Here is a 12,425-nt window from a genome sequence, read left to right on the forward strand (position 1 = left end):
GTTCCTCCGTTGTTAATGAACCCGTGGGTTATCCTCCCCCTCGGGCGATAGATCCGCTCCAAACCTTTCGGAGAGGAAATTCTGGCGGCCCGCATGATCTGCGGGCCGAACGATCAGGCAGCCCGCCGCTTGCGGATCGTTTCCGCACCGACCGCCAGAACGATGACGACGCCGATGATGACCTGCTGCAGGAAGGGTGAGACGTTGAGCAGGTTGAGGCCATTGCGTAGAACGCCGATGATCAGGACGCCGATCAACGTCCCGCCAATGCCGCCCGCACCTCCCGACAGAGACGTCCCGCCGATGACGACGGCTGCGATCGTGTCCAACTCGTAGCCGAAACCGCTGGACGGCTGAACCGAGTCCAGGCGGGCGGCAAGAACGATACCGGCAAGACCTGCAAGGACGGCGCTCGCCATGTACACAAGAATAGTCACTAGCTGCACGTTCATGCCGGCAAGGCGAGCAACTTCCGGATTGCCGCCGACCGCGTAGAGCATGCGGCCTTCTGCGCGAAAGTGCAGGAAAATCCAGGCAGCGGCGACCACAGCCAGCATCAGGAAGACGGTTGCAGTCAGGATGCCGAAATGACGGTCGATCGCCAGCATCATGAACCAGTCGGGGAAGCCGACGATCTGCTGGCCGTCGGTGATCATGTTCGCCACGCCGCGCGCAGCCGACATCATCGCAAGCGTCGCGATAAAGGCGGGGACCCTGAACCAGGTGACCATGATGCCGACGATCAGGCCGCTGATCAGCGAGGCAACGAGCGCCGCCACGATGCCGAGGCCAAGCGGCAGCCCCGCGACATTCGCCGTCCAGCCCATCACCATCATCGCGAGAGCCAGGACCGAACCGACCGAAAGGTCGATGCCGCCGATCAGGATTACGAAGGTCATGCCGACTGCCATGATCCCGAGCACCGTGATCTGGTCGAGAATATTCAGGCCATTGCGGACGGAGAGAAATGCATCTGTGCTGAAGGTCAGGAACAGGCAGAGCAAAAGCAGGCCGATAAGCGGTCCGGTTGCTCCCGTGAGCTTGCTAACCCACGTGCCGGACGGACGGCTCTGCTCATTCACATCGATCGCCACCATCGTTCCTCCCTAAAGATCAAGGCCGGCGGCCATTATTCCTTCACGCAAGAATATTTATTCATGCTTGCTGGAAAATTCATTAACAACTTGCCTAGATGCTGTCAACTAGCTTTCCGCGGATGCCCGGTGGCTGGATGATCAACTAGGGGCTTGACTAAGCTCGCTCATATGCAAAAATATAACTTAATGAATATTTATTCACAAGAGGAAACGATGGAGCCTTCCGAACTTGAACGTGTTGCTCGCCAGATACGTCTGCGCGATCTCCAAGCCGTATATGAGGCGGGCGCCGGCCACATTGGCGGCGAGATGTCGGTGATCGATCTCCTCACTGCGCTGTATTTTCGGGTGCTGTCCGTCTGGCCCGATCAGCCCAGGCATCCCGATCGCGACAGGTTCGTGCTGTCGAAGGGCCATACGGCTTGCGCGCTTTATGTCGTGCTCGCCAAGCGCGGCTTTATTCCGGAAGAGGAGATCTCGACCTTCCTGAAGCCGCACTCCCGCCTGAACGGCCACCCCAACTGCAACAAGGTGCCGGGCGTCGAAACGAATACCGGCCCGCTCGGACACGGGCTGCCGGTTGCCGTCGGCATGGCCAAGGCGGCAAAACTCTCGGGTTCGAAGTACCATACCTATGTCATCACCGGCGACGGCGAGATGCAGGAAGGCTCCAACTGGGAAGCCATCATGGCAGCATACCAGTTCCGCCTGGACAACCTGACCTTGATCATCGACCACAACAGGTTCCAGCAGGGCGCTTCGCTCTCGGACACCAACGATGTCGCACCGCTTCGCCCCAAGCTCGAGGCCTTCGGATGGGAGGTCAGCGAAATCAACGGCAACGACATGCACGCGATCGTGCCCGCTCTCGAGCATCGCTCCGACCGTCCCCATTGCATCGTGGCGCACACAAACAAGGGCCACGGCATCTCGTTCATGCAGGATCGCGTCGACTGGCATCACAAGGTTCCGAGCAAGGAACAGTATGAAACCGCATTGGCAGAACTGTCGGAGGCACTCTAATGAACGCGCCCGTAACCCCACCGAAGCTCTACGACTGCCGCGATGCCTTTGCCGCGGCGCTCGAGCGCTTGGCCGCCGAGAATGAAGCCATCGTCGCGGTCTGCAACGACTCGGTCGGCTCCTCCAAGCTCGGCGGCTTTAAGTCGAAATTCCCGGAGCGCCTCGTCAATGTCGGCATTGCCGAACAGAACATGGTCGGCGTCGGCGCCGGTCTCGCCAATGGCGGCCGCCTGCCCTATGTCTGCGGCGCCTCGCCGTTCCTGACTGGCCGATCTCTTGAGCAGATCAAGGCCGACATTTCCTACTCCAATGCCAACGTCAAGCTCGTTGGCATTTCCTCGGGGATGGCTTACGGCGAACTCGGCCCGACCCATCATTCGATCGAGGATTTCGCCTGGACGCGCGTGCTGCCGAATCTGCCCGTGATCGCCCCTTGCGATCGCATCGAGACTGCCGCCGCCGTCGAGTGGGCCGCAGCCTACAATGGTCCCTGCTTCCTGCGCCTGTCGCGCGTCGGCGTTCCGGATCTGCTGCCTGAAGGTCACAAATTCGAAGTCGGCAGGGCGAACCTGCTGCGTCAAGGCCTTGATGTCACGCTGATTGCCAACGGCACGCTGACCCACCGCATGATGAAGGCCGCCGAAATCCTGGCCGGACGCGGCATCAAGGCGCGCGTGCTCAACATGGCGACCGTTCGCCCGATCGATGAGGCCGCCATCATTGCGGCGGCCAACGAGACTGGCGCGATCGTGACGGCGGAAGAGCATTCGATCTTCGGCGGCCTCGGTTCCGCCGTCGCCGAAGTCGTCGTCGACAACGCACCCGTGCCAATGAAGCGGCTTGGTGTTCCTGGTATCTATGCGCCAACAGGTTCCGCCGAATTCCTGCTCGACGAATTCGGCATGGCGCCAGCAGCGATCGCCGATGCGGCCGAGGCGCTGATCAAGCGCAAATAATCTGATAGCAGGTCTATTGCACCGGGGCGCGCATCCGCCCCGGCCGTTCGTTTGAGGAGAAGATGATGCGCGCTATTCTGGCGATCGACCAGGGCACTACCAATTCGAAGGCAGTGCTGGTTTCCGAAACCGGAGAAGTGCTTGCCAGAGGCTCGGCCGCCGTCGGCATCTCCTATCCGCAACCGGGCTGGGTCGAGCAGGATCCTCGCCGCATCTTTGCCTCTGTCTGCGAAGCGATCGAAGCCTGCCTGAAGAAGATTTCCGACATCACTGTCGAGGCGGTGGCAGTTTCCAACCAGCGTGAATCCGTCACGGTCTGGGATGGCGAGACCGGCGAAGCACTGGGCCCGGTGGTGAGCTGGCAATGCCGCCGCACGACGCCCGACTGCGAGCGCCTGATCGCCGAAGGTCATCTCGACCGCGTGGAAACGCTGACCGGCCTTCCACTCGACCCGATGTTTCCCGGATCGAAATTCCGCTGGCTGCTCGATCGCGTGCCAGCCGGGCGCCGGGTACGCCTCGGCACCGTCGACAGTTGGCTGATCCATTGCCTGACGGGTGGGCGCCGCCACGTCTGCGATGCCTCCAATGCCGCCCGCAGCCAGCTATTCGATCTCAATGGGCAGGTCTGGAGCGCAGAGCTTGGCGAAATCTTTGGCGTCGATATCGCCTTGTTGCCGGAAGTGCTAGACAGCTCTGCCGATTTCGGCACGACGCGCGGCCTTCCCGGTATCCCGGACGGCACGCCGATCCGATCCGCTATCGGCGACAGCCATGCGGCGCTCTTCGGTCATGGCGCCTTCAAGCCCGGCGATGGTAAGGTGACATTCGGAACCGGCTCCTCCGTAATGACGACATTGCCGCGCTTCATCGCGCCGCAAAACGGCATCACCACCACAGTCGCCTGGCGGATCGCCGGCGTGCCGACCTTCGCCTTGGAAGGCAACATTCTCGTTTCGGCAGCAAGCCTTCCCTGGATGGCAGGCATTCTCGGCCTTCCCGATGTCGCCGCCCTCATCGACCTTGCGGCGAAAGCCGAGCCGGGCGGACCGGGATTTGTGCCGGCCTTCGTCGGCCTCGGCGCCCCCTACTGGAATTCCGACGCCCGGGCTCTCTTCGCTCAGATCAACTTTTCCACGACCCGCGCCCAGATGGCCCGCTCGGTGACGGATTCGATCGCTTGCCAGGTGCATGACGTGATCGCCGCCATGCGCGCCCAGAGCGGCGGCCAACTCGGCGCTCTCTATGTCGACGGCGGTCCGAGCCAGAACCGCTTCCTGATGCAGTGCGTGTCGAACTTGATCGAGCATGCCGTGATCCAGTGCGAAACGCCGGAGGCATCCGCCCTCGGAGCCGCCTATCTCGCCGGGCTTTCGCTCGGTCTGTGGAAAGATCTCGACACGATCGAAGCGCTCCCGAGAAGCGCACACGTAATCCGCCCCGAGGAGAGCGATCGGACCGGTCTTCTGAATACATGGAATGATGCGCTGGCCCGCTCGACGTCGCGACCGACACCGGTTAAATGTGAATAAAAATTCAAGCCGGTATCACCCATGTCCCGTCTCAACGAACTCCGCCTGATTTCAAGAGTGGCTCAGATGTACCACATCGAAGGACGGCGGCAGGCGGAGATCGCCGAGCATCTGCGCCTTTCCCAGGCGACCGTATCGCGCATGCTGAAGCGGGCCGAGGCGGAAGACATCGTCCGCACGAGCGTTATTCCCCCGGTCGGTACTTATAGTGAACTTGAAGGCCGATTGCGCGATAAGTTCCAATTGCCTGAGGCGATTGTCGTTGAATGTAGCGAAGACCGGGACGGCGCCATCATGGCCCGCATCGGCGAAGCGGCTGCCCATCTGCTTGAGGTTACGCTTTCACCCGGCGAGATCATCGGTGTGTCGAGTTGGAGCCAGACGATCTTCAAGATGGTCGAGAACATCCATCCGCAAAAAAGCGCTCAGGCGAAATATGTCGTCCAGACGCTCGGCGGCATGGGCGACCCGTCGGTGCAGACGCATGCTACACAGCTGACCACGCGTCTGGCACGTCTGACCGGGGCAGAACCGAAGCTCTTGCCTGTGCAGGGCGTCACCACTTCGCGCGAAGCTAAACTGCTGATGCAGTCCGATCCGTTCGTGCGCGAGACCATGGATCTCTTCGGCAGCATCACCCTTGCCATTGTCGGCATTGGTGCAGTCGAGCCGTCTGAGCTGCTGGCACGATCCGGCAACATCTTCTCTTCACGCGAGCTTGCCGATCTTGCCGATGCCGGCGCTGTCGGTGACATTTCCCTGCGTTTCTTCGACAAATACGGCAAATCGGTGAAAACGCCGCTGGACGACCGTGTCATCGGCCTGCCGCTCGAAGACCTCGCGCGGGTGGATCGGGTCATCGCGCTGGCTGGCGGCGCAAAGAAGACCGCAGCCATCTCCGGCGCTCTTCGCGTCGGCGTCATCGACATGCTGGTAACGGACAAGTTTACCGCTCAACGATTGATCGACACTTAGATAGCGGGCCTATCCTGCAAGCGTCCACCGCAGGCCTGATGCGGCCCTCGCGTTCGGATTGCCAATGAGGCTTGTGGTTACGACTTACGCCGTATCGAGCGCCAGGGTGAGATCGGCGATGAGATCATCTGGATGTTCGATACCGATCGACAGTCTGATCGTTGCATCGAGAACGCCGATACGCTGGCGCACCTCGGCCGGCACGCCTGAATGCGTCATGGTCGCCGGATGCGAGGCCAAGGATTCCGTACCACCGAGGCTGACGGCAAGCTTGAAAATTTTCAACGCGTTTAGAAAGCGGAACGAAGCGGGCTGGCCGCCCCGGATATCGAAAGAAAATGTCGAACCCGCGCCGCTGCACTGGGCGGCGAACGTTCTGCCGACGGCGGAGCTGGGATCGTTGTATGGCAGGTAATGAATCGTCTCGACCTTGGGATGCTGCCTGAGGAAATCGGCCACCGCCTTGGCATTGCTGTTTGCCCGTTCCATGCGGATCTGCAGCGTTTCGAGTGAGCGCCCGAGCATCCAGCATGAATGCGGATCGAGCTGCGTGCCGATCGCACCGCGAAGCGCCTTCACCTGCTTGATGAGCGCCCGGCTGCCTAGCGCTGCCCCTGCAATCAGATCGGAATGACCGCCGACATATTTGGTTAGCGAATAAAGGGAAATATCCGCGCCATGCGCGATCGGGCGCTGGAAGACCGGACCGAGGAGCGTATTGTCGCAGGCAACAACAGGCGTATGGCCTTGTTTCTGGCCGATCACAACGGCAATTTGCCGGATCATCGCGATGTCGACGAGGCTGTTGGTCGGGTTTGCAGGCGTCTCGATGAGGATAACCGAGACGCGGCCCTTGGCCATCGCCGCCTCGGCAGCGGACTGTACCGAGGCTTCACTGACACCATCTGCAAAACCAACGGCGGAAACGCCGAAATTGAGAAACGTCTTCGCAAGCAATGTTTCCGTGCCGCCATAGAGTGGCTGCGAGTGGAGGATGGCATCTCCCGGACGGACGAAGGCAAGCAGGAACGTTGCGATGGCAGACATTCCCGACGAAAACACTGCGCCGCTCTCGGCTTGTTCATACACTGCCAGACGATCTTCGACGATCTCGCTATTTGGATGATTGAAGCGCGAATAGACTAGGCCCGCCCCTTTGCCTTCCGGCGGCTCTTTGCGGCCTGAGACGTAGTCGAAGAAATCGCGACCGTCTTCGGCGGAGTTGAAAACGAATGTGGACGTCAAAAACACAGGCGGCTTGACCGCGCCTTCGGAGAGTTCGGGATCATAGCCATAGTTCAGCATCTGGGTTTCCGGATGCAGAACATGATTGCCGATATGGGTTCTTGGAGGATGCGGTGCAGTCATGGAAGTCTCCCTCAATTGGCGGCTTGCCGGCGTCAATGTGCCCAAGCTCTATTAATATCTGGAGCGCTGCAGCGACAGAAAAACACCCCTATCTCAGCTTTCTGCTATTCAGCCCCGCCTCATTTGCTGGCAACTGCATCCACTCCAGTGGATTTCCGCAATAGCGGTCTCGGCCGAACAGTATGCTGTCCATCGAACCCTCCTCGCCCGGCGCAGAAAATGTCCTCTTGCGCGTCAGATGCGCCATTCGGCATCATCTGCCCAGCGCCATGGTGCCGTTCGCAAAATTTCTGATTACTTTCGGTTGCATTTTGGCGAAAACGTCGCGATGATCATACGTGAGCGGAGGTTCCAGCCATGAAGGCCAAATCGCCTACATCGATTGATGCCTATGTTGGCAGCAGGGTACGAGCGCGCCGCAAGCTGCTCAGACTATCACAGGTTGGACTTGCCGAGCGGATCGGGGTCACCTTTCAGCAGATCCAGAAGTATGAAAAGGGCACGAATCGTATTGGCGCAGGCCGGCTGCAAATTATCGCCGAAATTTTGGGCGTTCCGGTCCAGTTCTTCTTCGAGAATGACACAGAGCCTACCACCTATCTTGTCAGCAATGGCCGCGATGACGTGAACGCCTTTTTGATGTCGAAGGAAGCCCAGGCACTCAATCGCGCCTTCATGGCAATCGAGAGCCCGGAGATTCGGCAGAAGCTCGTAGCCTTGGCCAGGAGCCTCGCCACGAACACAACTTCTGACATTGATGATGCCATCCATTCAGAAGCCGGCGCCTGAGGAATTTTCGTGATCGATTTCCAGACCTTTAGTGAGCTGCGGCTGACGGATGGCGTGGCCGCCCCGATCCGCTATCCGGTCAAGGCTCTGGTGCCCGGCGACGAGCAGAGCCGCTCGATCCTTGGTACCGCTGAGGGGCGATGATCGCTTACCCCAATCCTTACTCGGATCGAACAATTGCGCCGCAGGACACATTGTCCCGTGTCGCTCCCTATCTGCGGACAATGGGTATCACGCGCATGTCACGGCAGACGGGGCTCGACTGTGTCGGTCTTCCCGTCTGGTGCGCCTACACGCCAAACTCGCGTTCCATCGTCGTCGCGCAAGGCAAAGGACTTGAGGACATCGACGCCAAGGTCTCGGCGGCGATGGAAGCGTTGGAACGCGCGGTGGCTGGCGACCCCGTGACCATCAACACGGTATCGTCGGCGCGAGACCTACGACGCCAGGCTCATGTAGAGCCGCTTGATTGTTTGATCGCGAGCGGTGAGCACGTCGTCAGCGAAGATGAAGAACTGACCTGGAGCCTGGCAATGGAGCTGCTAGGCGACCAGCCCATCCATGTTCCACGGGATGCAGCCCTTCTCGATCGAACCAGGCACAATCGGTTCTGGATGTCCTCTGATGGGCTTGCCTCTGGCAATACAATGGAAGAGGCAATGTTTCATGGCATACTGGAGCGGATTGAGCGCGATGCCCAGGTCCTGTGGCAGATCGTCAGCGACGACAAGCGCGACGCATGCTGCGTCGATCCAAGAAGTTTTGCCGACCCCTCGCTTACCGGCCTGATCGACAGGATCGAGGCAGCGGGGCTCGTCGCAAAACTCTTCGATATCACAAGCGATATCGGCATCCCCTGTTATACGGCGCTCGTCGCTCCGCCGACGATAAACAGCAAAGCGACGCTCCGGTTCGTTGAGGTCACAGGCGGAAGCGGCGCCCATCTCTGGGCGGTGCGGGCGGCAATACGCGCGGTAACCGAAGCGCTTCAGTCGAGACTGACCTATATCGGCGGCGCCCGTGACGATGTCTTGCCGGGATTATTCAAGACACCTCTTCCGGCACAGACCCGCAGCGCCTTTCTTGCGGTCCCTTCCCCCGTATCCACCACTGAAAGACCAGCCGGAAGTGTATCGACCCTATTGCACCAACTGCTCGGCAGACTTCGCGCCAGCGGCATCGGCTCGGTTATCGCCCTGCCTCTGACGCCCGCGGACCTGCCATTTTCAGTGGTGAAAATGTTTATTCCCGATCTCGAGAATCCTGAAGGCAACAGGCTCCATCGTTTCGGCAAACGTGCGCTTGCAAAGGCGATCTGCGCGTAAAGATAGTCTCGTCGGTCCCGGCTTGCCGGATGCGGCACAGCACATCTCGGGAAATATCGTTCTTCGGCCGCCTGCCGTTCACGAGATGTTCAAAGAGCGGTTGAGAATGGTGCCAATATTATGGGCCTGGTTGACGGTGCTTTTGAAAAGATCGGCGGGTTTGGCATAAGGAAATCCTCTTTGCTCTCTCGCCCGATGTCACGATATCAGTGCCGCCAGTATGGGCGCCTTGCGTATCGGAAAATCGCCATGCGACCTCCCGGAAACCACACTTTGGGTGGATCAACTAGCCCGTTCAAAGGGCCAAGCCGCCATACAGCCGTAACGTGTTTCACGCATTTTTCACGCACTTTAGCACCGAACTGTCCTTATGCTCATCTCCGTAATCTGGAGAATTGATATGTCGATCATAGGCTCGGGAAAACTTCAGTACGCGTCGGCGGCAGCCGCGGATAATCTTGACGAGCTGGTGGCCTTGGCTCGGATGATCACTTATGCAAGGGCAGTAGCGAAAGATTTAAAGCTCGAACTGGGCGCTCAATCTCTCGACTTGGCATTGACCGCGGTGACCCGAGAGCTGCGCAGGGCGACAGACACCGATCTTCCCGGTCTGGAACCGTTGCCGACGGACGTGAATATCGAACTGCACTGATCCGTATTGCGGCCTTTATTTCAGCCGTTGCTCAAAGCAAAGGGAATCGGCGACAAGCCCAAAGGCTGCACGTGAATAACGCCGAAAGGGATTTTTGCGAACTGCCAGATGACGAAGTTTCAGCGTCCGCCGTTGTTTTTCGATTCAGGAAGCGGTTCTCCCGCTTCGCTCCAGACCTCGTGCCCATCCGGCGGTCGTTGCCTGGAACCTCGTCGTCAGCCTGCAATCGGTCGTCCCGCTCAGCATTGACCCACGTAGAGCGCCGCCGTGACGGTCGGGTCGGGTCGAACCATGCCGGCGAAGCGCAAACGTCATCACGGAAAGGGCAAAACTGCTGCTCAGCATTCGCTCCTTCGATCCGATGGTGCGTGACACGCTGGAAGGCCAGGATTCGCAGGCTCACTGAGACGATTGCCGACGGTTATGGCGCAACCGCAGAAATCGAATGCACGCGCGGACACCCCGTCGTCTTCAATTCGGAGGCGGGAACTGAATTCGCCCGCAAGGTTGCAGAAGAGTTGTCGCTGCCGACAAGGTCGCTCTTTGCAACCTCATCCCGGTCAGTGAGAATTTTTCGCATTTCCTCGAGCACAAGCTCGGCAGCTTCCTGCGGCTCCGCGATCCTCCACAGCTCGAAATAGGACTTTGTAGACAAATCCCTGACGGTGGGTGCGACTACGTGAGCACGCTTGAGCGAACGCTATCTCAACGAGTGAGGCGTCTCGGACGGGCCCAACTCTCGCGTCTGCGCTCGCGGCGCAACCATTGAAAAGCCGCCCCACCCTACCAGGCCGGAAATGGATCTTCGAGGGCTGCCCAATTCCTCGGATCCGCACTGGCAAGGCAGCCGTCCAATGCGGCTCGCACACCCGCCTCGTCCATGCCGACCCCGATAAACACGAGTTCTTGGCGGCGGTCTCCCCAGGCGTTGTCCCAGCGGCACTGCAGGTGCTGATGAAACTCTTGATGGCTCGGCCAGTCCTGCCGGGGAACCGCCGCCCACCAAAGCCCCATGGGCTCGCAGCGCCGCTGCACGCCTGCAGCCGACATCAGGCCCACATGGCGTGGGCGCGTTGCGAGCCAGAAATGACCCTTGGCGCGAAGCACACCTGGCCAGGGTTCGTCCAGGAATGCGCGAAACCGCTTAGGATCGAAGGGCCGTCTGGTGCGGTAGACGAAGCTTGATACCCCGTATTCCTCCGTCTCGGGAACATGCTCGCCCGGACTGTACAGTTCCTTATGCCACAAAGGATGCGCGGCCGCCCTTTCTTCATTGAAGAGGCCCGTATTGAGAACGGCTGGCAGGAAAACCTTGCCGAAATCCGTCTCAACCTGGCGCGCATCCGGATTGAGGGACGCAACGATCTTGCGGACCTCCGCTCGGACCTCTTCCGTCGCATCCGAAATCTTGTTGATCACTACAATATCAGCAAACTCGATCTGATCGACCAAGAGATCGATAAGGGTGCGGCGATCCTCGCCGTCCCGCTGCATGCCGCGGTCGGCAAGCAGATCGGCGCTGCGGTAGTCGGCTAACAGGTTCGCGGCGTCGACCACAGTGACCATCGTGTCGAGCCTGGCAAAATCGGAAAGCGAAACACCGTTTTCATCGCGGAAAGAAAATGTTGCTGCAATGGGTCGCGGCTCGGCAATGCCTGTGCCTTCGATCAACAGATAGTCGTATCGTCCCTCTCCGGCCAGTCGCCGTACCTCGCTCAGCAGGTCGTTGCGCAGGGTGCAGCATATGCAGCCATTGCTGAGTTCGACCAATGTTTCCATCGTATGCGACAGATTGCAGCCGCCGTCTCGAATGAGACTGGCATCGATGTTCACTTCACTCATGTCGTTGACGATGACGGCAACCCGCAAACCCTCCCGGTTGTTCAGGACGTGACTGAGAAGCGTCGTCTTGCCAGCGCCGAGAAAGCCGGCGAATACGGTCACGGGTAGCCGGTCGCTCCTGGTCGGCATTCTTTGAAAATGGCCTTCCCCTTGGTGCGGCATTTTCTTCATCTCCGCCTCATTTACCCTCAACCTCTTCCATGCTTCATGCGGCAAGCTGCGGCCGGAAGACCACATCGGCGTAGTAGTTGGCTGAATTAAAGGTGCTGGTGGGGAAGAGACCCGTCGTAGCGGATCCGCCATAGGCATAGACGCCATTGCCGCTTGCGGGCGCCGTCAGCGGTCCGCTGGTAACGGCGGTCGTAAAGAAATTGTTGGTCGCCACATAGGCGCCGGTCGTATGGTAGGAGGCGACGTAGGTGGTATTGGCGGCGATGGTGACGGGCGTTGTAAAGTTCACTGTCTGCCAGCCGCTCGCCGTGGTGTTGGTGAAGGTGGCGGTGGCAAGCTTGGTGCCGGTCATCGTCCACAGATCGACGACATCCTGGCCGTTGTCGTTGGCGCTGCGATAGAACTTGATGCCGGTAATGTCACCGGCGACGTTCGACTGGAACTTGACGCCGAGCTCGAGCTGTTGATTGTCGTTGAGGTTTGTCTGGGTCGGCGTGCTGGAGGCGGAAAACAGGCTGTAGGTCACCGCCGCATTGATATTGAAGGTCTCGTTGGCAGCAAGGCCGCCGAGATCGGTTGCCGTGACCTTGACGCCGTAGGAGCCTGCTGTCGTCGGCGTGCCGGAGAACGTGCGTGTCGAGGCGTTGAAGCTCAGCCAAGAAGGAAGCGCCGTGCCGTCGGCAGCCGTTGCCGTG

Annotated in this window: 12 protein-coding genes and 1 pseudogene; 9 read left to right on the top strand and 4 right to left on the bottom strand. The window is 59.7% G+C overall.

What is annotated here, in order from left to right:
• Positions 1–113: 113 nt before the first annotated feature.
• Positions 114–1,097: an ABC transporter permease gene (locus FHX15_RS21095; RefSeq protein WP_184400315.1), complete on the bottom strand. Its 984-nt coding sequence runs from the start codon at positions 1,095–1,097 to the stop codon at positions 114–116.
• Between the two features lie 213 nt (positions 1,098–1,310).
• Between FHX15_RS21095 and FHX15_RS21100 the strand changes: the two genes are divergently transcribed.
• The 4 genes from FHX15_RS21100 (at position 1,311) to FHX15_RS21115 (ending at position 5,583) form a co-directional block, all read left to right on the top strand.
• Positions 1,311–2,120, top strand: coding sequence for a transketolase (locus tag FHX15_RS21100; RefSeq protein ID WP_184400316.1), 810 nt, complete (start codon positions 1,311–1,313; stop codon positions 2,118–2,120).
• On the top strand, positions 2,120–3,076 hold the full coding sequence (locus tag FHX15_RS21105) for a transketolase family protein (protein ID WP_184400317.1): 957 nt from the start codon (positions 2,120–2,122) through the stop codon (positions 3,074–3,076). Before FHX15_RS21100 ends, FHX15_RS21105 begins: the two co-directional genes overlap by 1 nt.
• Positions 3,077–3,141: 65 nt before the next feature.
• A complete protein-coding gene (locus FHX15_RS21110) occupies positions 3,142–4,608 on the top strand; it encodes an FGGY family carbohydrate kinase (RefSeq protein ID WP_184400459.1) in 1,467 nt (488 codons plus the stop codon).
• 21 nt (positions 4,609–4,629) lie between these two features.
• Positions 4,630–5,583 carry a sugar-binding transcriptional regulator gene (locus FHX15_RS21115; RefSeq protein WP_184400318.1) on the top strand — a complete coding sequence of 318 codons (954 nt, stop codon included), beginning with the start codon at positions 4,630–4,632 and terminating at the stop codon, positions 5,581–5,583.
• 84 nt (positions 5,584–5,667) lie between these two features.
• Here the strand turns inward: FHX15_RS21115 and FHX15_RS21120 are convergent, their stop codons facing one another.
• Positions 5,668–6,951 carry a cystathionine gamma-synthase family protein gene (locus FHX15_RS21120; protein WP_184400319.1) on the bottom strand — a complete coding sequence of 428 codons (1,284 nt, stop codon included), beginning with the start codon at positions 6,949–6,951 and terminating at the stop codon, positions 5,668–5,670.
• Positions 6,952–7,308: 357 nt separating this feature from the next.
• Here FHX15_RS21120 and FHX15_RS21125 point away from each other — a divergent pair, with 357 nt between their 5' ends.
• The 5 genes and pseudogenes from FHX15_RS21125 to FHX15_RS31795 all read left to right on the top strand — a co-directional run.
• Complete coding sequence (locus FHX15_RS21125) at positions 7,309–7,740, top strand: helix-turn-helix domain-containing protein (protein ID WP_184400320.1); 432 nt, start codon at positions 7,309–7,311, stop codon at positions 7,738–7,740.
• 9 nt (positions 7,741–7,749) lie between these two features.
• Complete coding sequence (locus tag FHX15_RS31495; protein WP_281413823.1) at positions 7,750–7,884, top strand: hypothetical protein; 135 nt, start codon at positions 7,750–7,752, stop codon at positions 7,882–7,884.
• Positions 7,881–9,065, top strand: a complete 1,185-nt coding sequence (locus FHX15_RS21130) for a YcaO-like family protein (protein WP_184400321.1) — start codon at positions 7,881–7,883, stop codon at positions 9,063–9,065. Before FHX15_RS31495 ends, FHX15_RS21130 begins: the two co-directional genes overlap by 4 nt.
• Before the next feature lie 400 nt (positions 9,066–9,465).
• Positions 9,466–9,717: a hypothetical protein gene (locus tag FHX15_RS21135; protein WP_184400322.1), complete on the top strand. Its 252-nt coding sequence runs from the start codon at positions 9,466–9,468 to the stop codon at positions 9,715–9,717.
• A gap of 169 nt (positions 9,718–9,886) precedes the next feature.
• A pseudogene (locus tag FHX15_RS31795) lies at positions 9,887–10,400 on the top strand (amidohydrolase); the annotation flags it as partial.
• 100 nt (positions 10,401–10,500) lie between these two features.
• Here FHX15_RS31795 and FHX15_RS21140 read toward each other — a convergent pair.
• Both FHX15_RS21140 and FHX15_RS31060 read right to left on the bottom strand, forming a co-directional pair.
• On the bottom strand, positions 10,501–11,688 hold the full coding sequence (locus FHX15_RS21140) for a GTP-binding protein (RefSeq protein ID WP_184400460.1): 1,188 nt from the start codon (positions 11,686–11,688) through the stop codon (positions 10,501–10,503).
• Between the two features lie 76 nt (positions 11,689–11,764).
• The coding region (locus FHX15_RS31060; protein WP_246779012.1) for a DUF4082 domain-containing protein at positions 11,765–12,425 on the bottom strand (661 nt) is incomplete at its 5' end.

The sequence above is a fragment of the Rhizobium sp. BK650 genome (assembly GCF_014195325.1).
Taxonomy (GTDB): Bacteria; Pseudomonadota; Alphaproteobacteria; order Rhizobiales; family Rhizobiaceae; genus Rhizobium.